Below are 21,808 nucleotides of genomic sequence, written 5' to 3'. Positions count from 1 at the left end.
CGCGCAGGACTGGCGGCCTGATGGGCGCCTACATACTGCGACGCATCCTGCTGATGATCCCGACCCTGCTCGGCATCATGGCGGTCGCTTTCGTCGTTACTCAATTCGCACCGGGCGGACCGGTCGAGCAGGTTATCGCCAGCCTGACCAACCAGGGCGGCAGCGACCGCCTCGGCAGCGGCGGCGGCGATGCAGGAGGTGGCGGCAATTTCGATGTGGCCGGCGACGTCGGCTCGAAATACCGCGGCGCGCAAGGGCTCGACCCGGAATTCATCAAGAAGCTGGAAAAGCAGTTCGGCTTCGACAAGCCGCCGCTCGAACGCTTCGGCATGATGCTGTGGAACTACGCGCGCTTCGATTTCGGCGACAGCTATTTCCGTGACATTTCGGTGCTCAACCTGATCCTGGAGAAGATGCCGGTTTCAATTTCGCTCGGGCTGTGGATCACGCTGCTCTCCTATCTGATCTCGATTCCCCTTGGCATCCGCAAGGCGGTCAAGGACGGCTCCGCCTTCGACGTCTGGACCAGCGGCGTGATCATCATCGGCTATGCCATACCGGCCTTCCTGTTCGGCATATTGCTGATGGTGCTTTTCGCGGGCGGCTCGTTCTGGGACTGGTTCCCGCTGCGCGGCATCGTCTCCGACAATTGGGACCAATTGTCGTGGCCGGACAAGATCGTCGATTATTTCTGGCACATGACCTTGCCGCTGACGGCGCTGGTGCTGTCGGCCTTCGCCACGACGACGCTGCTGACCAAAAACTCCTTCCTGGAAGAGATCCGCAAACAGTATGTGGTGACTGCCCGCGCCAAGGGCCTGTCGGAGGGGCGGGTGCTCTACGGACATGTGTTCCGCAACGCCATGCTGATCGTCATTGCCGGCTTTCCCGCTGCCTTCATCTCGGCCTTCTTCACCGGCTCGCTTTTGATCGAGAACATCTTTTCCCTCGACGGTCTCGGGCTGCTCGGCTTCAGGTCCGTGTTGGCGCGCGATTATCCGGTCGTGTTCGCCAACCTCTATATATTTTCGCTGCTTGGCCTGTTCGTGACGCTGCTGTCCGACCTGATCTACACATGGGTAGATCCGCGCATCGATTTCGAGCGGAGAGACGTCTGATGACGCAGGCCGCAGCCGAGACGACACCGACAAGGATCGCGCGACCCTGGCTGTCACCGCTCAACCTGCGGCGCTGGCAGAACTTCAAGGCCAATAGGCGCGGCTACTGGTCGTTGTGGATATTCCTCGCTCTGTTCGTGCTGTCGCTGTTTGCCGAACTGATCGCCAACGACAGGCCGATCGTCGCCTACTACAAGGGCGAGATCCTGTTCCCGGTGGCGGTCGCCTACCCGGAAGAAAAGTTCGGCGGCTTCTACGCCGTCACCGACTATCGCGACCCGGTCATCCGCGACGAGATCAACGCCAATGGCTGGATGATCTGGCCGCCGATCCGCTATTCCTACCGCACCGTCAACAATGCGATCCCCGACGCCGCTCCGGCAAAACCGTCGTGGGAATACGACGCGCAGAAGCGATGCAGCCAGTATCCGCAGGGCGCTGCCGATCCTGACTGCATTGTCGGCAACTGGAACTGGCTGGGTACCGACGACCAGGCGCGCGACGTGCTGGCGCGCATCATCTACGGGTTCAGGATTTCCGTTCTGTTCGGACTGATCCTGACCGCGGGCTCGTCGGTGATCGGCGTCGCGGCCGGCGCGCTGCAAGGCTATTTCGGCGGCTGGACCGACCTTCTGTTTCAACGCTTCATAGAAATCTGGTCAGCGATACCGCTGCTCTATCTGCTGCTCATCGTCGCCGCCATCCTGCCGCCCGGCTTCTTCATCCTGCTTGGGCTGATGCTGCTATTCTCCTGGACGTCGCTGGTCAGCGTGGTGCGCGCCGAATTCCTGCGCGCCCGCAACTTCGAGTACGTCAACGCTGCCCGCGCGCTTGGCGTGTCCAACCGCACCATCATGTTGCGCCATCTTCTGCCCAACGCCATGGTGGCGACGCTGACCTTCATGCCTTTCCTGGTCAGCGCCTCAATCTCAACGCTGACCTCGCTCGACTATCTCGGCTTCGGCCTGCCGCCAGGCACCGCTTCGCTCGGCGAACTGCTAAAACAGGCGCAGAGCAACCTCAATGCCCCCTGGCTTGGCATATCCGGCTTCGTCGTCATCTCGCTGATGCTGTCGCTGCTCGTGTTCATCGGCGAGGCGACGCGCGACGCGTTCGATCCGCGCAAGGCGTTCCGATGAGCGAGCCCCTGCTCTCCGTCCGCGATCTCAGCGTTGCCTTCACGCAAGGCGGCAACCAGTCGGTTGCGGTCGACCACATTTCCTTCGATCTCGCCAAGGGCGAGACGGTGGCGCTGGTCGGCGAATCCGGTTCGGGCAAATCGGTGTCGGCGCTGTCGGTGCTGAAGCTGCTGCCCTACCCCACAGCCAGCCATCCCTCGGGCAAGATCCTGTTCCAGGGCGCCGACCTGCTGGCGATGAACGAAAAGCAGTTGCGCAGCGTGCGCGGCAACAAGATCACCATGATCTTCCAGGAGCCGATGACCTCGCTCAATCCGCTGCACACGATCGAGCAGCAGATCGCCGAGATCCTGGCGCTGCACCAGGGCATGGGCGACCGCCAGGCCAAGGCGCGGACGCTGGCGCTGCTCAACGAGGTCGGGATTCGCGAGCCGGAAAAACGCCTCGACGCCTATCCGCATCAGCTGTCAGGCGGCCAGCGCCAGCGCGTCATGATCGCCATGGCGCTGGCCAACGAGCCCGAACTTTTGATCGCCGACGAGCCGACGACGGCGCTCGACGTCACCGTGCAGGCGCAGATTCTCGAATTGCTGGCGGGGCTGAAGGCCCGCAAGGGCATGTCGATGCTGTTCATCACCCATGATCTCGGCATCGTCCGCAAGATCGCCGACCGGGTCTGCGTGATGACCAAGGGCAAGATCGTCGAGACCGGGCCGACCAAGGAGATCTTCGCCAACCCGCAGCACGCCTATACCAAGCACCTCCTGGCGGCCGAGCCGAAAGGCAAGCCGCCGGCCGCAAACGCCGCCGCCAAGCCTGTCATGACCGGCAAGGACATCAAGGTCTGGTTTCCCATCAAGAAGGGTTTCTTCCGCACCACCGTCGACAATGTGAAGGCGGTCGACGGCATCGACGTTACCGTGCGCGCCGGCCAGACGCTTGGCGTCGTCGGCGAATCCGGTTCCGGCAAGACGACGCTTGGCCTGGCGCTGGCCCGGATGATCTCGTCGACGGGAACCATCCAGTTCAACGGCAGCGATATCAACCAGTTGTCGTTCAACGCCATGCGGCCGCTGCGGCGCGAATTGCAGATCGTCTTCCAGGATCCGTTCGGCTCGCTCAGCCCGCGCATGTCGGTGTCGGAAATCATCGAGGAAGGCTTGAAGATCCACGAGCCGAAACTCTCGCCCGACCAGCGCGACGACAAGGTCGTCGACGTGCTGAAGGAGGTCGGGCTCGACCCCGCAACCAGGAACCGCTATCCGCATGAATTCTCCGGCGGCCAGCGCCAGCGCGTCGCCATAGCGCGCGCCATGGTGCTCAATCCGCACTTCGTCATGCTGGACGAGCCGACCTCGGCGCTCGACATGAGCGTGCAGGCGCAAGTGGTCGACCTGTTGCGCAATCTGCAGGCCAAGCACGACCTTGCCTATCTGTTCATCAGCCACGATCTGAAAGTCATTCGCGCCCTTGCCAACGACGTCATCGTCATGCGCAATGGCAAGATCGTCGAAGGCGGCCCGTCCGAACAGATTTTCGAGCGGCCGCAGACCGACTATACCAAGGCGCTGATCTCGGCCGCGTTCAGGATCGAGACGGCGCCGGTCGGCATCGTCAGCGAATAACGGGTTCAGGCTGGACTAACAGGGAAGAAAAATCCGCAAATGGAAAAAGGCAAAATCCTGCTTGCCGTCACCGGCTTTCATCCGCAGCGCTGGCGCGAGCTGCTGTCGGCGGAACGCGAGGTGGTGCTGGAGCCGGACGGTGCTTCGGACCCGTCGATCACCTATGCGGTGGTGTGGAAGCAGAAGCCGAACCTCTTGAAGTCGCTGCCCAATCTGCGTGCCATCTTCTCGATCGGCGCCGGCGTCGATCACATTTTCGCCGATCCCGGCCTGCCCGACGTGCCGATCGTCAAAGTGGTCGCCGACAATCTTACCCAGTACATGACCGAATATGTCGTGTGGCGGGTGCTCGACCATCACCGCCAGGGCATGCTCTACCGCGCCCAACAGCCGAAGAAGATCTGGCACGAGCCGCCGCAACGGCCGGCCGGCGACATTTCGGTCGGCATTATGGGGCTCGGCAATCTCGGCCGTGCGGCCGCGTCGGTGCTGTTGTCGCTCGGTTTTGCCGTCAATGGCTGGTCGCGAAACGACAAGACCATGAAAGGCGTCTCGACCTATGCCGGCGAGGCCGGACTGATCCCCTTCCTCAACGCCACCGACATATTGGTGGTGCTGTTGCCACTGACGCCGGACACGCAAGGCATCATCAACCACGGCGTGCTGAAGGAACTGCGCAAGCGCAATGGCCTCGGCGGCTCGGTGCTGATCAATGCCGGGCGCGGCCGGCTGCAAAAGGACGCAGACATTTTGCGCGCGCTGGATGACGGCACGTTGAAGGAGGCAAGCCTCGACGTTTTCGAGGTCGAGCCGCTGCCGAAAACCAGCCCGCTGTGGGGCCATCCGAAAGTGTTCGTGACGCCGCATGCGGCGGCAACCTCGGACCCCGTTCACCTGGCGCCGATCATGCTTCGCCAGATGAATGCCTTCGAGCGCGGCGAAAAGCTCGACAATCTGGTGGATCGCAAGGCTGGTTACTGAGAAAGTCCAGGTTCAGCTAGGCAGGGCGAACTTCTTCTGCTTGTTGGACTTGCCGCAGTCGCGGCGTTCTAGTGAGCGGTTCATGGCGTCGATCTTGCCGCTTGCCAGATCGACGTCGCGCTTGCTTTTGGAACGCATATCCGGCGTGAACGGGCCAAAGCCCATGGCCGGATTGGAGAAGCTTGGCTTTGCATCCGTCGAAAGATGATATTGCTGCGCCAGCCCGTTGCGCTGCGCCAGCAATTGATCGCAAGGCACGCTGTCGTACTGCAGCGACGATTGCACGTCCTGGTCCTGCCGTTCGGACATCGAACTGCCCATGCAGCCGGTCATCGCCAGGCAAGACGCCAAGACCATCATTTTCCAGCGCATCCGTTTCTCCTCAATGCCGAACCGAGCGGACCTTCTCTCGGCAGATATTCTATCTGATGCCGCGCCAGCCGAAAAAATCCTATTCACATTTTCGAACAGGACGAGACATCAGTCAGACGATAGCGTCGCCAGCACGGCCAGCCCATCGACCGGCTGGCGGCGATCCAAGCGGATGACCGTGGGCTGCACGGACAGCACCGACAGGCCGCTGGTGGTAAGCACCCTCTCGACATAGGCTTGAGAATGGGCGTAGCGGCGCGATGGCCGCAGCGCGAAACCGGCTTCACCCGCCGCCTCGCCTTCGCCTGGCGTCTCGACGGAAAAGGCAAACAGGCCATTGGCGGCCAGAATGCCGGCGACGGCCTTCACCACGCCGTCGAGCGCACCGACATAGATGAACACGTCGGCCGCCACCACAAGATCGGCGTTCGGACCGGCATAGGCAAAGTGTTGCAGGTCGGCCTTGGCGAGCAGGTCGTAGACACCCTTGGCGCGCGCCTTCTTCAGCATGGCGGCGGAGATATCGTAGCCCACCAGTCGATCGGCGATTGGCCGCAGTCTTTCGCCCATCAGGCCGGTGCCGCAGCCGAGGTCGAGAGCAAGCGGAAAACGACCGGGCCTTGCCGCTCGAATGGCACGATCGAGGAACTCAGGCAGCCGGTAACCGAGCTTGTTGACCAACTCGCCCTCGAAGCTTTCGGCATAATGGTCGAACAGCGTTTCGACGAAGGCGCTGGGTGGCGCCGCGGCAGCAGGCGCCTTGCCGATCAGTTGCAGCTTCAGCGTCGCCCCGAGGCGATCCGCCGGGTCGAGTTTCAGCGCCATCGCCCAGGCCTGCGCCGCCAGGTCGAACTGCTCGCTTGTCTCCTGCATCTCGCCGAGGCGGAACCAGCCCGCCGCCCATTGCGGCGCCAGTTCCAGCGCGCCGAGCAGCAATTCCGCTGCTGCCGCAGGGTCGCCCGAGCCGAAAAGCATCTCGGCATAGTCGGCACGGCGGTCGGCGGTCAGGTCGCCGGACGAGGTTTTCAGCGTTTGCATGGCGATGGGTCCGCCGGCTGATGCGGCCGGTGGCTGGCTGTAGGACGAGTCAGCAGTCTCTTGCAACAGGCTTCCCGCACCGGAATTAGCCACTATCTTGACGGGATGCGCGCCAGCGATCTGCTTCATCCCCGGCCGGAGGGCCTCTATTGCCCGCCCGGCGATTTCTTCATCGACCCGGTGCGGCCGGTCAATCGGGCCCTGATCACACATGGCCATTCCGACCATGCCCGCTCCGGCCACCGCTCGGTGCTGGCCACACAACAGACGCTCGACATTATGGGACTGCGTTATGGCGAGGACTTTGCCGGAACGACGCAGGCGGTGACGCTCGGCGAGGCAATGGCGCTGAACGATGTCACCGTCACCTTTCATCCGGCCGGCCATGTGCTGGGCTCGGCGCAGATCGCGGTCGAGCACAAGGGCAGGCGCATCGTCGCCTCCGGCGATTACAAGCGCCAGAAGGATGCGACCTGCGCACCCTTCGAGCCGGTGAAATGCGACGTGTTCATCACCGAGGCGACCTTCGGCCTACCGGTGTTTCGCCATCCGCCCGACACGGAAGAGATCGCCCGCCTCCTCAAATCGGCGGCGCAATTTCCCGAGCGATCGCATCTGGTTGGCGCCTATGCGCTGGGCAAGGCGCAGCGGGTGATGCGGCTGCTGCGCGATGCCGGCTATGACAGGCCGATCTACATCCACGGCGCGCTGGCGAAACTCAGCGAATATTATCAGAGCCAGGGCATCGACTTGGGCACGCTGGAGCCGGCAACGGTGGACAGCGGCGGCAAGCAAGATTTCGCCGGCGCCATCGTCGTCGGCCCGCCATCGGCCTTCGCCGACCGCTGGGCGCGGCGCTTTCCCGACCCGATCTCGTGCTTTGCGTCGGGCTGGATGCGCATCCGCCAGCGCGCCAAGCAAGGCGGCGTCGAACTGCCACTGATCATCTCCGACCATGCCGACTGGAACGAGCTGACCGCCACCATCAAGGAGACGGGCGCCGGCGAAATCTGGGTAACGCATGGCCGCGAGGAAGCGCTGGTGCGCTGGTGTGAGCTGGAAGGCATCGCCGCGCGGCCGCTGCATCTGGTCGGCTATGAGGACGAGGGCGATTGAGTTGAACCGCTTCGCCGAACTCCTCGACCGCCTGGTGCTGACGCCGTCGCGCAACGGCAAGCTGACGCTGCTGGTCGACTATTTCCGCAGCGTCGAGGATCCCGACCGCGGCCTGGCGCTGGCGGCGATTACCGGCGACCTCAACATTGCGGCGGTCAAGCCGGCCATGCTGCGCACGCTGATCACCGAGCGCATGGACCTGGTGCTGTTCGGCTATTCCTACGACTATGTCGGCGACCTCGCCGAAACCGTCTCGCTGGTTTGGCCGCAAACGCCGGGCCATATCCCCAACCGTGAGCCGACGCTCGGCGATGTCGTGGCGAAACTGCAGGCGGCAAGCCGCTCCGATGGGCCTAAGGTGCTGGCCGGGCTGCTCGACAGCGCCGGCATTTCGGCGCGCTTCGCCATCATCAAGCTGGTCACCGGCGGCCTGCGCATCGGCGTTTCGGCTCGGCTGGCCAAACAGGCGCTGGCCGATCTCGGCAAGGTCGATGTCGCCGAGATCGAGGAGCTGTGGCACGGGCTGACACCGCCTTACATCTCGTTGTTCGCCTGGCTGGAGGGCAAGGCCGAAAAGCCGCAGCGGACGGCGCTCGCCCTGTTCAGCCCGGTGATGCTGTCGAACCCGGTCGGCGACGGCGATCTCGAAAAGCTCGATCCGGCCGACTATGCCGCCGAATGGAAATGGGACGGCATCCGTGTCCAGGCGGTGTGCGAAGGCGGTGTGCGCCGGCTCTATTCCCGCACCGGCGACGACGTCTCCAGCGCCTTTCCGGATCTCGCCGAAGCCATGAATTTTTCCGCCGCGCTCGACGGCGAATTGCTGGTCGGCGAACCTGCGGCGACCGGGACCTTTTCGGACCTGCAGCAGCGACTGAATCGCAAGAGCGTGACGCCGAAGATCCAGCAGCAATACCCGGCCTTCATGCGCTGCTACGATGCGCTGCAGATCGACGGCGAGGATTTGCGGGCGCTGCCCTTCCAGGAGCGACGGGCCCGTCTCGAAGCCTTCATCAAGACGCTCGACCCCAGCCGCTTCGATCTCTCGCCGCTGGTCGACTTCACCGATTGGCCGTCGCTGGAGGAATTGCGCCGGACGCCGCCGCACCCGATCATCGAAGGCGTCATGCTGAAGCGCTGGGATTCGCCTTATCTCGCGGGACGGCCGAAAGGCCCGTGGTTCAAGTGGAAGCGCGATCCGCACACGGTCGATGCCGTGCTGATGTATGCGCAACGCGGCCACGGCAAGCGCTCCAGCTTCTATTCCGACTATACATTCGGCGTCTGGTCGGGGCCGGCAGGCGCGGAGGAACTGGTGCCGGTCGGCAAAGCCTATTTCGGCTTCACCGACGAGGAGCTGAAGCAGATCGACAAATTTGTCCGCGACAACACGGTCGAGCGTTTCGGCCCAGTGCGCTCGGTGCGCGCCGACCGCAAGCAGGGGCTGGTGCTGGAGGTGGCGTTCGAAGGCCTCAACCGCTCGACCCGGCACAAATCCGGCGTCGCGATGCGCTTTCCTCGCATTTCGCGGCTGCGCTGGGACAAGCCGACGACCGAAGCCGACCGCATCGAGACGCTGCAGGCACTGTTGGATTGATAGGCGTAGTTTACGGCTCGATCGAGACGCGAATCTCGTAGATATCGACCGCCTTGCCCTGCTTGTCGAAGTCGGAGTTGATGGCGATGCTGCCGGCCGCGCCTGGGGGCTTGTCGGGGAACTTCACATCGAACAGATATTCGTTGCGCTGCTGGCCGACAGCATAGCGCTTGCGGCCGCAATCGCCGAGATCGCCGAAATTGCAGTCGATGGAGATCTGTGTGTCCTTGCCGTCCTCGGCACGGGCGACGATGTCGAACACGGCATGCTTGCCGGCAAGCTTCTCGAGCACACCTTGCCCGACATCGAAGCTGATAGCCGAGCCGGACGCGCCGGAGCGGATGCGCAGGAAGGAGCCGGTATCGTCCTGCACGACATCGGCCTTGGCGTCGGAGGGCGTCGCCACATGAGTTGGATCGGTGGGTGTAAACACGTTAATCCAGTCACGCGCCTGTTCGGCCGCACCAGGCTGTTGCGGCGCGCCAGGCTGCTGCGGCGCGTTTGTATCGGGCGGCGTGAAATCGTCATCGTCGACCGTCGGCGGCGCCTCGGGCGGGGCCGTGTCGAGTTGCGCCGGTGTTTTGAAGACACCGGTCTGGACGGCGAAATAGAGGCCGATGCCGGCGGCAGCGAGCAAAGTGACGCCAAAGAAGATCGCCGTCAGCGGCAGGCGGCGGCCTCTTATCCGCCTTTCGTCGCGGTCAGGCGCCACTTCCGTCGCGGCCTCGGCCGGCGCGGAATCGGCCATGTCGATCGCCGGGGCGCCGGGAAGCGCGGCGTCGGGCATGATGTCGGGGACGACCGGCAGCACGCGCGAGCGCGGCGCGTCGGATGCATCGGGCTGAACCGGCTCATCAACGACGATCGCCGGCGACGGGCCGGCCGCGACGCCTGTCGGGGCATCGACAGCAGGCGCTTCGGCGGCGCCTTGCGTCTCCGCAGTATCTTGGGCCTGAGCGGCGCCTTGCGTCTGCGCAGCGTCTTGCGTCTGCGCGGCGACATCGGGGACCGCCGGCAGGAATTCCGATTCGATCTCGGTGATCTTTTCCTGCACCGCCTTGCGGCGCTTGATGGCGGCTTCCACCGTCACGCCGGGATTGGCCTGAAGGACGCGATCCAGCGCCGCGAAGGCCGATCGATAGACCCTTTCGCGAAACGCCCGGTCCTCGGCATTGCCTTTCTCGAAGGCGTTGCGGATCGCTTTTTCGATCGCGTCCAAGCGAATTTCCCCTGTCCGTTCGCTCACATTGCCATGATCGTTAGCCGCAGGCGACCAATCAATCAACGGGCGAGCGTCCGCATTCTGCCTCGGCGGGGCGTTGAAAGCCAATTTCCAGGGTTTTTAACAATAAAATCAGCCTGTTTCGCCACCTTCCCGGACAATTTACGCGCAGACCGCCGAGATATTCCCATGCGATCGAAAAACGAAACGAGACGTGGCTCCTTCCAGCGCAAACGGGAAATGCCGGGACGATTTGCCGGATACCGCCTTGAAATCGCGGTTGCCCATCTTGAATTAGCGGCCGGTTGAGTCTATCACCCAGCCGATCTTGGAGGCCCTGCGCTTCCCGGGCCGCTTTAGCTCAGTTGGTAGAGCACATCATTCGTAATGATGGGGTCAGGTGTTCGAGTCACCTAAGCGGCACCAATTTTCTACTGAAAATGCTTTATTCCCAGTAGGATACAAGAACTGGATGGATTTCCATCCACCCGAAAACCCACCTTAGAAGGCTTCGTTGGCAGCCCTATGAGAGTCGCGTCTCACCTGTACAATGGCGGTCTAGGCGACGGCATCAGTTATCGGATTGAACCAATCCCGCTTGCAGGCCGTATCAAGATTGTCCAATTGTTTGCCCTTGGTCTCAAGCGCTATCTCCCATGCCGCAAATCAGGACCGGCCCCCTCCCAACGGACTTCGTTCTGGGCAAATGAGCAAACGGCTGTGCGCCAAGTTATCAGATTCACCGGCGATGGTTCCTGAGATCCACCGGTCTAGGCTCTTGGTGAGGTTAAGCTTCCAAGTCTCAACCGTACATGACTCGCCGAACTGCCCACCGGCGTGCCTTCAATCTGATGCACCTGGACATAAAGGCTGTCGCGTAGTTGGCACGTGTTGCCGGTGTAGGCGCACCCGTCAGGCGTGAAGCGGCAGCGTCTAGGCATTTGTCGGCCCGAACCTGTGTCTAGCCAGACCCAGCACAAAAGTCAGACCGACGACAGCCAAGATAGCCAGAACCATGAAGAGGGCCGAAACCGCAATCACTCTCTTCCACTCGGTCTTGAGGTTGTGTGCCTCGTGGTAGACCCGGGTCGCTAGAATGCCGCGCCACCCGATTGCGACGATAATTAGGGCAAGAAGAATATTCCTTCCGCCATCGTTCATCCCGATTCTGGCAGCAAAAGTGATTCCCGCGATGAACAATGCATAGAGGAACAAGGCCAGAGCAACGGCGCGGCCCTTTCTTTTGACAAGGAAGAAGCCTCCTTGTGCACACGCAGCGGTCGGCGGGCGAAACAGTTATGGTAATTTCGGCGCGCATCCGCCCGACTCGCGCACTAAACGCCCAACAAGAATTCCGCAGAAAGATTTCAAATGTCAGATTTTCTCTACTGGCTAATCGTTGTTTCCGCGCCAAAGACGCATTTCCAAGAACAGGCTTTGTATTCTTGGCGACAGTCTCTACCCCTGCTGGGCGTGCACATACTGTAGACTTGCGCACAATCCGAACCGCAGCTTTTACGCTCTCCGGCGTCTGCTAGGACGCTTTCGTCGATATTGGTCTTGGAAGTCACACTACATTGATGAATATAACCTGGTAGGCTCGATGACTCATTCGTGTCGCTGCATTGCTCGGCGGCAATCGCCGATACATTTATAATGGCAACAAAACCGAGAGAAACTAAGCTTACAAACGATATGTAGCGCATGATTTCTCCTTTTGATTAATGATTTACTGGAGGAGCTGGAACAAATCCATTGCACCAGCTTTCATTGATTTTGAATGATCAATGTCGCTTGAAGATACTTCTCCACTCATATGTCGACAGGTTTAATTATATCGATTATGGTGCTGCTGTCTTGTGCTATGTTTTGTTCAGCCTGCTGCAAGAATTGCAGCGGTGATGCCCGGGGGCTGCCGATGCGTTACCTGAACTCCGCTCACTATATCGATGTGGTGGCCAAGACCGGTTCGATCCGCGCCGCCGCGGAATTGCTCGCCATAACCTCGACGGCGCTCAACCGGCGTATATTGGCGATGGAGGCCGAACTGGGCGTTGCGATTTTCGAGCGACTGCCGCACGGCGTGCGATTGTCCAGCGCCGGCGAACTTCTAGTGCAGCACATGCGCAACCAGTTATCCGATATGGAGCACGTGAAATCGCAGATTGCAGACCTTGCTGGCGCCCGGCGCGGCCATGTGGCGATCGCCTGCAGCCAGGCGCTATTGCCCTACCATCTGCCGATGCAGATCTCACTCTACCGCAAGGAACATCCGAATGTGACCTTCGGAGTGCACCTGCGCGACCGGGAGGAGGCCGAGCGCGCCTTGGTCGATCACACGGCCGACATCGCCATCGTCTACGAGCCAACCCGGCTGGCTGCTTTCATGACGCTGATGCGGGTGCACCAGCCGGTGCATGCGGTTATGCGGCCCGATCATCCGCTGGCTTCTCACGAGACAGTGCGGTTGCGCGCTTGCCTCGACTATCCAATCGCGCTTCCCACATCAAGTTACGGCGTGCGCTACCTGCTCGACATCGGGGCGCAATCGTCATCGCTGCAGCTGGAGCCGGTGATTCAGTCGGACAGCTTCGAATTCCTGCGCAACCATGCTATCTCGGAGGATATCATCACCTTCCATTTCCCAATTGGCCTGTCCCACCAGGCGATGACCGGTGACATGACCTCCCGGCCGCTCGACCCGCGCGACGTGCCCGCTGGCATGCTCTATGTCGGCCAACTCAAGGGCCGCACCCTACCGGTGGCCGTTGCCCGTTTCGCCGACCAGCTTTTCGCCTCGCTGGCGCAGCAGTATGACGTGTCGTGATGGCACCTGCCACTCAGCTCGATGCACCTGGAAAGGGCTGTCGCGTGGTTGCAAGCGTTGCCAGTGTAGACGCACCGTGAGGGGTGAGGCGGCACTGTCCAGCCATTTGTCGGCCCAAGACAATGCTAACAGGCCGCCAAGCCCACCAGTGCAATACCGGTCCTTTCTGAAGCGGCGTGGAAGTCACGACGAAAAGCGCATCATCCAATGCAGGCTTCGGCGCGTGGTGGACCCTTCAATCCGCTTGAGGGCGCGCATGGCATCCACCTCTCCAAAATTCCCAAATTTCACCTATCACAAACCACCGTAAAATCCGCCTATGTGGCTGCCGCCACTGGTGCGGATGTCTCCGGTTCTCTGTTCCAGCACCGGGATTGTCGCGCTATCGGGAAGGACTGCGTCGTCAGACGCTTGGCCATCGATTATGCTGCGTCGCGCAAAATCAATAGTTTCGATTTTGCCGATTATTCGGCAATATAAACTTCAGTCATAAAATACAACACCTATCTTCTTGAGATATTTTTGTAGCCTACTGAAGACATCAAGCCATGCAGATTCGAGACATGCAATTAAACCAGGTCTTCGTGATAAGACACAACTCGCCCGACGGGCATGGCGCGCGAGAAAATCCGTCAACGACACCGCGCATTTGCCAATCATATCCATTTTTAAGCATTCACTCACATAAATATTACAGTTCGGAAGATATTTTGTGTTGCACTGCACCATTGCCCGGCTACACCATTTCCTGGGGGATTCAGTACCAGGACGTGCGCCGTGGAGGATTCCGCCAAGGTGACCAGCTTGAGTTTTTCGCTGGCCACTACCGATTTCGAGACTGCCTCGCGCACAAGGCGCGGGTTTGACGTTGTCGGCGTACTGTCAACGCTGGCAGACCTGAGACCCGGAATGGCAGGCCGCCGGCTTCTTCGGAGATATCAGACCGGCGGAAATGGCTGATGGTCGCGCGCGACAATCAGCTGGACGCGCTACGCGCCATCGCTGTCACGATGGTTGTCTATTCTCATTTCCTGGCACCCAACGGGTCCTCCTTTTGGGGCCATATCGGCGTGCGGCTGTTCTTCGTGCTGAGCGGCTTCCTGATCACCCGACTGCTGCTCGAAGCCCGCGCCGCGGCCGAATTCGAAGCCGGCCCTGCCTTGAGATCCTTCTACATCAGGCGCGCGCTGCGCATATTCCCGCCCTATTTCGCCGTGCTCGGGTTCGTCTGGCTGACCGATCTGGAGCAGTCCAGCGGATCGCTCGCCTGGCATGCGCTTTACCTATCAAATTTCTGGTACGCGCTGCGCAACGAATGGACACCCTGGCTACTCTGCCATTTCTGGAGCCTGAGCATCGAGGAGCAGTTCTACATCGCCTGGCCGCTGGTCGTGCTTCTCGCACCGCGCCGGCGCGTGGAAGCGATCACTATCGGCGTCATCCTGTTGTCGCTGGCCTATCGCTGCTACTGGCCGATCACCGCCACCCCGGCGCTGGCGCGCGACCTGCTGCCACCGGCATCGATGGATGCGCTGGCCTTGGGTGCTCTGCTTGCCTGCTGGCGGACCAGAGGCACTGGCCTGCCGCAATGGATGCGGCTATGCTGGCCAGCCCTTGCGGCCATCTTCCTGGCGATTGAGTGGCTTGTCCCGGCACCGGCCGATCCCATGCTGGAATGGGCCCGCTGGGCGCTGCTGCAGATCCTGCCCCTGGTGCCGCTGGTGGCCGTCGTCGCCGCCTGTTCAGCCGGCCTTGGCGGCGCCCTCGGCCGGGTTTTCGAACTGCCGCCGCTGCTGTCACTGGGCCGCATCAGCTACGGCGTCTATCTCTACCATCCGATCCTTCTGTCGCTCGCCGTCAAGTCACAGCCCTGGATTCCGCTCAATGTCTCGGAGCAGGGGCCAGGGCGGTTCCTGGTCGCGAGCGCCGCCACGATCGCCGTCGCTTCGATCTCGTGGACGGTTTTCGAAAAGCCGCTCAACGGGCTCAAGCGCCGCTTCCCCTATGTCGCGCGCCGCCGCTCCCAGGCACGCGCCGGCGATGCCGTCTGGCTCGGCAGGGCGGCGGAAGCCTATCCCAGCGGATTCCCCGATGGCCGCGCCGCGCTCGACCTCCAGCGAACGGATGCGCAGAGATGACCGTCGCGCCGCTCGTCTCCGTCCTGCTGCCGGTCTACAATGCCGGGCCTTATCTCGCCGCTGCGCTGGGGAGCATCCTGCGGCAAGACTACGATCGCCTGGAGGTCATCGCTATCGATGACGGGTCGACTGACAATTCGCTCGAGATCCTCGAACGATACCGCCGGGCCGACAATCGCGTTTCTGTCATCTCACGTGAAAACCGTGGCCTCGTCGCCACCCTCAATGAAGGGCTCCGACTGGCCCAGGGCGAGCTGGTTGCGCGAATGGATGCGGACGATGTTGCCTATCCCTGGCGCCTCTCGCGCCAGGTGGCACTGTTCGAGCGGCGGCCCGAGCTCGGCTTCTGCGGCGCCTGCGTCGATACCTTGCTTCACGGCCGTATCGCCAAGGGCAGGCTCGACCCGGCGTTCCGATCCGGCCGGCTCGACATACTGTCGATGTTCTTTACGATATTCATGCACCCGACGGTGGTCTACAACAGGAAGGTCATAGGGAACGACGATCTCTATTACGATCCAAAATACAGGCACGCCGAGGATTTCGATCTCTTCAGGCGGCTTGCTCGCCGTTTCCCAGCGACCATCTCGCCCGAGAACCTGCTCGTCTATCGCATCCATGCTGGAAGCGTGACCATGCGGCATGCCAAGGAAATGCGCAGGACGCATTTGCGGATCGTGGCCGAAAATCTCGAACGTGAGGGGCTCGCGGAAGCCACCGCGGATCTGCGCGACATCGGCGAGGTGGTCTCGTTCGACACGGTTGCGCGCGCAGCCGATTTCATCCGTGCGCTGGAAGAGCGGATTTCCGCGCTGCCGGCCAGCACACGGCCAAGCTTCGAGGCCGGCGCGCTGAACCTGTTCTATTTCCTCTACCAGCTCGTCAGCGACGAAAGAAAGCCGCCGCTGACGCATGAATTGCTGACGCGGACAGCGAGATGGAACTTCATCCGGCGCCGCGAACAATATGCGCTGCGTCCCGGCGTCTGGGCGCCCTGGCTCAGCCTGGCCTCGATAGCGGCCGGAAAGCGGGCGGACGCGGTGGAGTACTTCTTCAAAACTACGCCGGCCGAAGCGGTGCTGGCGCGTTATCAGCGGGGAATAGTATGACCGACAGGCCCCACCCGCTCCTGCGCGATCACCCGTTTGCGAGTGTGCCTGTCCCGACAGCTCCCCGATCGGAGCGGCCGTCGTTCGAGGTCAGCTTCATCGTCTGCACGCGCGACCGCGCCGCTGTGCTGGAGGCCTGCATAGCGTCGATCCAGACTGCATGCCGGGCGCACGCCGCCTTCGCGGCTGAGTTGGTGGTGGTCGACAATGGTTCACGGGACGGCACGTCAAAGCGGCTGGCCGGTATCGCCGAAACGTCAGACATCCCAGTCACAGCCGTCTCGGAGCCCCGTCCCGGACTAGCCGCTGCCCGCAATGCCGGACTGGCGCGAGCGCGAGGCCGCGTACTGGTCTTCATCGACGATGACTGCAAGCTCGATCGCGACTATCTCCGCGACCTTGAACGGCACTACCGGAGCGGCGAGAAGTGGCTGATCCGCGGCGGCCGCGTCGAGCTCGGTGATGCCCGGGACCTGCCTTTCACCATCAATCGTTGGGAGGCGCGCGAGCGGCTGACCCCGGCGGTGCACCCGGGCGGCTTCGTGCTCGGCTGCAACATGACCATGCACCGCGACGTCGCGGCCCGCATCGGGCCGTTCGACGAACGCTTCGGCGCTGGCGGCCCGCTACGCTCGGCTGAGGATACGGATTATCTCGTGCGGGCGATGCTGCTCGGCATGCCGGTCGAGTATGTGCCCGACATGACGGTCTTGCATCATCACGGCAGGCGAGACCGCAAATCGATCGACAGGCTGCACCGCGACTATAGCTTCGGTAATGGTGCGCTGTGCCTGAAACATGTGCGCCGCGCCCCTTGGCTGCTTCGCCATGTCTATTGGTCCGCGCGGGCCGCGTTCAAGGAGCTGGCGGGCCGTCCTCGCTTCGACCGCGACCTCGATCTGTCGCACTGGCCTATTGTCGTCATGAATCTGGCAGGTGCCGCCAGATTTGCGCTGCTCGTCATGATGGGATGGCCAAAACGGCTGCCGCTGCGCCAGGACCGGCAAGCCAGCGAAGCCAATGCCGAGGCCAGAGCGCGATAATGTCACGGATTCCGTCAGCCCTGCCAATGCTGCGCCGCGCCCTTGGTGGCAGGCTGTTGCGGCTCGTTCCCATCGTGGTGGGGCTAGGGCTTGCGGGCGCCGCGCTGGAAGGCCTCGGCATCGGCCTCATCATTCCGCTGCTCGGCATCATTATGGGGCGTGGCGAAACATCAGGCATGGCCGGTTTCTCCGCCCTCCTCCAGCAGGTTGGAGCTGACCTCGGCGAGCGCGAGCGGCTGATCGCCATTTCGGCCGCCATCCTCGGTTCGATCGTGCTGAAGAATGTCTTTGCCTTCGCCAACACGCTACTGACCAGCTTCATCTACGGCAAGGCAGGTTATTCGATCCGCAGCGCACTGTCGGAGCAGTTGCTCAGGGTCGGCTATCCCTTTTTCCTGCAGCAAAGCCCCGGACGGCTGCTCAACATCATCTCCAACGAATCCTGGCGAGCGTCCGACGCTATCCAGGCCCTGCTCGGCGCGATCGTCAGCGCCTCGGCCGCCGTCATCCTGCTCGCCTTCCTCGTGCTCCTGTCCTGGCAGATGACGCTGCTGGTGACGCTGGGGCTGGCACTTGTCCAGCTGGCGCACGGGATTTTGTCGTCCAATCTGAAGGCGCCGAGCCGCAGCGTCGTCTCGCGCAACAGCGCACTCGCGTCGCAGATGCTGCATCTGGTGCATGCTGGGCGGCTGATCCGCATCTTCGGGCAGGAGAGCCGCGAAAAGGCGATTTTCGCCAAAGCGTCCGACGGGGTGCGACGGGCGGCTTTCGTGCTTTCAATCCGCCAGGGCGTGTTGCCGCCGCTGACCGAGGTGTTGCACGCGATGCTGTTCCTGGCGGTGGTGATCGGAGCCTGGCTGGCGAATGTGAGCTTCCCGCTGACCGTCGCCTTCCTCATCCTGCTCTACCGGCTGCAGCCGCATATGCGCGCCTTGCAGATGTCGTGGAGTCAGCTGCAAGGCATGAGCGGCTCGCTGGAGGAGGTGCAATGGCTTCTCGATCCTTCCGACAAGCCCGAGGCGCCGCAGGGCAGCCTGCCGTTCGACGGCTTGCGCCAAGGGATCAGCTTCGATGATGTGAGCTTCGCCTATTCCGGTGCCCTGTCCGGCCCCGACGCGCGCAAGGCGGTGCTGCATCAGGCGGTGTTCGACATCCGCAGCGGCCGCTCGACGGCGCTGATCGGCCGCTCAGGCGCGGGCAAGACGACGATCGTCAATCTCCTGTGCCGCTTCGTCGAACCCGACAGCGGCAGGATCCTCGTCGATGGGGCACCGCTTGGTGAAATCGACCCACGGCAGTGGCTGCGGAACATTGCCCTGGCCAGTCAGGAGCTGGAGCTGGTCGACGGCACCATTTTTGAGAACATTGTCTACGGCCACGACACGGCGTCGGCCAGCGACGCCATGCACGCCGCAAGGCTGGCCGAGGCACATGAATTCATCGAGCACCTGCCGCAGGGTTACGCGACACTTGTCGGATACCGGGGCATCAACCTGTCAGCCGGACAAAGGCAAAGGATCGCCCTGGCGCGGGCGCTGGTGCGCGATCCCGATATTCTCATCCTCGACGAAGCCACCAGTGCGGTGGATGGGTTGTCGGAAGCCGCTATTGTCGAGACGCTAAAGTCGCGGGCCGGCCGCCGCACCACCATTGTCATCAGCCATCACCACAGCACCATCTCGTTCTGCGACGACGTGGTGATCTTGAGCCGCGGTCGGGTGAAGAAACAGGCCCCCTTCGCAACGCTGGCAAAGCTCAGCATGGACGAGCTTTACCAACACGGAGCGGGTGAGTGATGGGACGCACCCGAATCTGCGACGCGGCTTGCGCCCGGCAGCTCGCGGATTGCGATCAATCGTGCCGGCAAACCACCGCCGTGACGCATTCCCGATTGTGCAAAAGCAATTGCCAGGGAGGTCAGGCGGCCTTTTTCTTCGCCAACCTGGCCTTGATCGAGGCGACGTCGGCACGCGGCGTCGCGGCGAACAGCGTCCTCGTATAGTTGTGTTTGGGGTCGGCAAAGACCTCTTCGCGCGAGCCGTATTCGACCGCTTCGCCGAAATACATCACCATCACATCGTCGGCGATGTAGCGCACGACCGACAGATCGTGGCTGATGAAGACATAGGTCAGCTGGAATTCGTCCTGCAGGTCGGCGAGCAGATTGAGCACCTGCGCCTGCACCGACAGATCGAGCGCGGAGACCGGCTCGTCGAGCACCAGCAGGCTCGGGTTCAGCATCAGCGCGCGGGCGATGGCGATGCGCTGGCGCTGGCCGCCGGAGAACATATGCGGGTAGCGGTTGTAGTGCTCGGTTCCGAGGCCGACCTTCTTCAGCATCTTCATGGCGAGGTCGCGCCGCTCTTCGGCCGGCTTGTCGGTGTTGATCAGCAGCGGTTCGCCCAGAACATCGCCGATCTTCTGGCGCGGATTGAGAGAGCCGTAAGGGTTCTGGAAGACGATCTGCACCTTGCGGCGCATCTCCTTGGTCAACCCGCTCCTGGCGATGTCGACCTTGTTGCCGTCGATGAACAGTTCTCCCGACGTTGCCGGATCGATCAGCGTGATGATGCGCGCCAGCGTGGACTTGCCGCAGCCGCTTTCACCGACGATGGCCAGCGTCTTGCCCTTGTCGACGCTGAACGAGACGCCCTTGACCGCATGCACGGTGCGCGCGCCGCGAAACAGGCCGCCGCCGACGTGATAGTCGCGCTTGATGTTCTTGCCTTCGACGACCTTGATGCTCATCAGGCGACTCCGGCGGCCGGTTCGAACAGCATGTCTGAGACGGTCGGCAGCCTGTCGCCGACGGCGTTGTCCGGCAGCGCCGACAACAGCGCTCGGGTGTAATTGCTCTTCGGCGATTCAAACAGCGACAGCACGTCGGCCTCTTCCATCTTGCGGCCCTTGTACTGGACGATGACGCGGTCGGCGGTCTCGGCCACGACGCCCATATTGTGGGTGATCATGATCAGACCCATGCCGTATTTGACCTGCAGCGAGACCAGCAAATCGAGGATCTGCTTCTGGATGGTGACATCAAGGGCGGTGGTCGGCTCGTCGGCGATCAAGAGCTTCGGATTGCAGGCAATGGCAATCGCGATCATGACGCGCTGGCACTGGCCGCCCGACATCTGGTGCGGAAACGAGTTCAGCCGCTCCGCCGGCTCGGCAATGCCGACCTGCGTCAGCAGTTCAATGGCGCGCTCGCGGCGCTGGGCCTTGTCCATGCCCATATGAAAGCGCAGCACTTCCTCGATCTGGAAGCCGACCGTGAAGCACGGATTGAGGCTGGCCATCGGCTCCTGGAAGATCATCGACATGTCCTTGCCGACGATCTTGCGGCGCTCGGCCGGGCTCATCTTCAGGAGGTCGCGGCCATTGAAGCTCATCTCATCGGCAGTGACCGTCGCGGTCCACGGCAAAAGGCCCATCACCGCCAGCATCGACACCGACTTGCCGGAGCCGGATTCGCCGACGATGGCCAGCACTTCACGTTCGTTGACATGGAGCGAGACGCCGTCGACCGCGCGGAACGGGCCGGATGCGGTCTGGAACTCGACGACGAGATTGCGGATGTTGAGCAGCGCCATCACGACCTCCTCAGCTTCGGATCGAGCGCATCGCGCAGGCCGTCACCGATCAGGTTGATGGCCAGAACGGTGATGAGGATGGCGAGGCCAGGGAAGGTCACCACCCACCAGGCGCGCAGGATGAATTCACGCGCCGAGGCGAGCATGGTGCCCCATTCCGGTGTCGGCGGCTGGGCGCCGAGGCCGAGGAAGCCGAGAGCGGCCGCCTCGAGGATGGCGTTGGAGAAGGACAGCGTGCCCTGGACGATCAGCGGCGCCAGGCAGTTGGGCAGGATGGTGCGCAGCATCAGCCGGATATGTCCCGCGCCGGCAACCTTGGCGGCGACAACATATTCACGGCTCTTTTCGGCCATGACAGCGGCGCGCACCAGGCGGGCAAAATGCGGCTGCAGCACGAGCGCGATCGCCAGCATGGCGTTGAACAGGCCGGGGCCGAGGATGGTGACCAGAACCAGCGCCAGCAGCAGCGACGGGAAGGACAGGATCAAATCCATGATGCGCATGATCGCCACATCGACCCAGCCGCGGAAATAGCCGGCCAGCAGGCCGAGCGTGATGCCGCCGGTAAGTGCCAGCGTGACGACGACGGCGCCGATCAGCAGCGAGAAACGCGCGCCATAGAGCAGGCGCGAGAGCATGTCGCGGCCGACCGCGTCGGTGCCAAGCAGATATTGCGCGCTGCCGCCCGCCTGCCATGCCGGCGGCCGCAAGAAAGCGGTCTTGTCCTGGATGTCGGGCGCATAGGGCGCTAGCAGCGGCGCAAACAGAGCTGCCAGCACCAGCAGGATGAAGACGAACAGGCCGATGACGGCGCCGCGGTTCACCGAGAAATAGTGCCAGAAGGTCCTGAAGCCGGTCAGGCGATCAGGATTGCCGGCGGCCATCGGGGC

The 21,808-nt window shown here is 62.4% G+C and carries 18 protein-coding genes and 1 tRNA gene; 13 read left to right on the top strand and 6 right to left on the bottom strand.

Annotated features, from left to right (window positions below):
• Positions 1 to 20: 20 nt before the first annotated feature.
• The 4 genes from AC1D1N_RS19175 to AC1D1N_RS19160 are packed head-to-tail and all read left to right on the top strand — an operon-like array spanning position 21 to position 4,863.
• Positions 21 to 1,118: a microcin C ABC transporter permease YejB gene (locus AC1D1N_RS19175; RefSeq protein WP_436257918.1), complete on the top strand. Its 1,098-nt coding sequence runs from the start codon at positions 21 to 23 to the stop codon at positions 1,116 to 1,118.
• Positions 1,118 to 2,257 carry an ABC transporter permease gene (locus AC1D1N_RS19170; RefSeq protein ID WP_112560684.1) on the top strand — a complete coding sequence of 380 codons (1,140 nt, stop codon included), beginning with the start codon at positions 1,118 to 1,120 and terminating at the stop codon, positions 2,255 to 2,257. Before AC1D1N_RS19175 ends, AC1D1N_RS19170 begins: the two co-directional genes overlap by 1 nt.
• Positions 2,254 to 3,882 carry an ABC transporter ATP-binding protein gene (locus AC1D1N_RS19165; RefSeq protein ID WP_477350385.1) on the top strand — a complete coding sequence of 543 codons (1,629 nt, stop codon included), beginning with the start codon at positions 2,254 to 2,256 and terminating at the stop codon, positions 3,880 to 3,882. The genes AC1D1N_RS19170 and AC1D1N_RS19165 overlap by 4 nt, the downstream gene beginning before the upstream one ends.
• Positions 3,883 to 3,921: 39 nt before the next feature.
• Positions 3,922 to 4,863, top strand: a complete 942-nt coding sequence (locus tag AC1D1N_RS19160) for a 2-hydroxyacid dehydrogenase (protein ID WP_477350383.1) — start codon at positions 3,922 to 3,924, stop codon at positions 4,861 to 4,863.
• Positions 4,864 to 4,875: 12 nt separating this feature from the next.
• On the opposite strand, the gene AC1D1N_RS19155 is transcribed toward AC1D1N_RS19160, so the two are convergent.
• Positions 4,876 to 5,235, bottom strand: a complete 360-nt coding sequence (locus AC1D1N_RS19155) for a hypothetical protein (RefSeq protein WP_477350381.1) — start codon at positions 5,233 to 5,235, stop codon at positions 4,876 to 4,878.
• A gap of 108 nt (positions 5,236 to 5,343) precedes the next feature.
• Positions 5,344 to 6,273, bottom strand: a complete 930-nt coding sequence (locus tag AC1D1N_RS19150) for a methyltransferase domain-containing protein (protein ID WP_477350379.1) — start codon at positions 6,271 to 6,273, stop codon at positions 5,344 to 5,346.
• A 105-nt stretch (positions 6,274 to 6,378) separates the two neighbouring features.
• On the opposite strand from AC1D1N_RS19150, the gene AC1D1N_RS19145 reads away from it, so the two are divergent.
• Positions 6,379 to 7,389 carry a ligase-associated DNA damage response exonuclease gene (locus AC1D1N_RS19145; RefSeq protein ID WP_477350524.1) on the top strand — a complete coding sequence of 337 codons (1,011 nt, stop codon included), beginning with the start codon at positions 6,379 to 6,381 and terminating at the stop codon, positions 7,387 to 7,389.
• A gap of 1 nt (position 7,390) precedes the next feature.
• A complete protein-coding gene (locus AC1D1N_RS19140) occupies positions 7,391 to 8,986 on the top strand; it encodes a cisplatin damage response ATP-dependent DNA ligase (protein ID WP_477350377.1) in 1,596 nt (531 codons plus the stop codon).
• Positions 8,987 to 8,996: 10 nt separating this feature from the next.
• Here AC1D1N_RS19140 and AC1D1N_RS19135 read toward each other — a convergent pair whose 3' ends face one another.
• Positions 8,997 to 10,205 carry a hypothetical protein gene (locus AC1D1N_RS19135; RefSeq protein ID WP_477350375.1) on the bottom strand — a complete coding sequence of 403 codons (1,209 nt, stop codon included), beginning with the start codon at positions 10,203 to 10,205 and terminating at the stop codon, positions 8,997 to 8,999.
• A gap of 353 nt (positions 10,206 to 10,558) precedes the next feature.
• Between AC1D1N_RS19135 and AC1D1N_RS19130 the strand changes: the two genes are divergently transcribed.
• The 7 genes from AC1D1N_RS19130 (at position 10,559) to AC1D1N_RS19100 (ending at position 19,121) form a co-directional block, all read left to right on the top strand.
• Positions 10,559 to 10,634 (top strand) — tRNA-Thr (locus AC1D1N_RS19130).
• Positions 10,635 to 12,051: 1,417 nt separating this feature from the next.
• A complete protein-coding gene (locus AC1D1N_RS19125) occupies positions 12,052 to 13,035 on the top strand; it encodes a LysR family transcriptional regulator (protein ID WP_477350373.1) in 984 nt (327 codons plus the stop codon).
• 207 nt (positions 13,036 to 13,242) lie between these two features.
• Complete coding sequence (locus AC1D1N_RS19120; protein WP_436257911.1) at positions 13,243 to 13,515, top strand: hypothetical protein; 273 nt, start codon at positions 13,243 to 13,245, stop codon at positions 13,513 to 13,515.
• A 479-nt stretch (positions 13,516 to 13,994) separates the two neighbouring features.
• Positions 13,995 to 15,173, top strand: coding sequence for an acyltransferase family protein (locus AC1D1N_RS19115; protein WP_477350371.1), 1,179 nt, complete (start codon positions 13,995 to 13,997; stop codon positions 15,171 to 15,173).
• Positions 15,170 to 16,282, top strand: a complete 1,113-nt coding sequence (locus AC1D1N_RS19110; protein ID WP_477350369.1) for a glycosyltransferase family 2 protein — start codon at positions 15,170 to 15,172, stop codon at positions 16,280 to 16,282. Before AC1D1N_RS19115 ends, AC1D1N_RS19110 begins: the two co-directional genes overlap by 4 nt.
• Entirely contained in the window at positions 16,279 to 17,325 is a 1,047-nt protein-coding gene (locus AC1D1N_RS19105; RefSeq protein ID WP_477350367.1) for a glycosyltransferase family 2 protein, read from the top strand. The genes AC1D1N_RS19110 and AC1D1N_RS19105 overlap by 4 nt, the downstream gene beginning before the upstream one ends.
• Entirely contained in the window at positions 17,325 to 19,121 is a 1,797-nt protein-coding gene (locus AC1D1N_RS19100; protein WP_112560675.1) for an ABC transporter ATP-binding protein, read from the top strand. Before AC1D1N_RS19105 ends, AC1D1N_RS19100 begins: the two co-directional genes overlap by 1 nt.
• 121 nt (positions 19,122 to 19,242) lie before the next feature.
• Here AC1D1N_RS19100 and AC1D1N_RS19095 read toward each other — a convergent pair whose 3' ends face one another.
• The 3 genes from AC1D1N_RS19095 to AC1D1N_RS19085 are packed head-to-tail and all read right to left on the bottom strand — an operon-like array spanning position 19,243 to position 21,802.
• Positions 19,243 to 20,073: a dipeptide ABC transporter ATP-binding protein gene (locus AC1D1N_RS19095; RefSeq protein ID WP_112560674.1), complete on the bottom strand. Its 831-nt coding sequence runs from the start codon at positions 20,071 to 20,073 to the stop codon at positions 19,243 to 19,245.
• Positions 20,073 to 20,918 (bottom strand): ABC transporter ATP-binding protein, encoded by an 846-nt coding sequence (locus AC1D1N_RS19090; RefSeq protein ID WP_112560673.1) that lies wholly within the window; start codon positions 20,916 to 20,918, stop codon positions 20,073 to 20,075. Before AC1D1N_RS19090 ends, AC1D1N_RS19095 begins: the two co-directional genes overlap by 1 nt.
• A complete protein-coding gene (locus AC1D1N_RS19085; RefSeq protein ID WP_477350522.1) occupies positions 20,918 to 21,802 on the bottom strand; it encodes an ABC transporter permease subunit in 885 nt (294 codons plus the stop codon). Before AC1D1N_RS19085 ends, AC1D1N_RS19090 begins: the two co-directional genes overlap by 1 nt.
• Positions 21,803 to 21,808 lie beyond the last annotated feature (6 nt).

The sequence above is a fragment of the Mesorhizobium sp. P2_B5 genome, assembly GCF_056404775.1.
The sequence above is the reverse complement of the archived record's forward strand: the minus strand, read 5'-3'. Positions and strand labels throughout refer to the sequence as shown.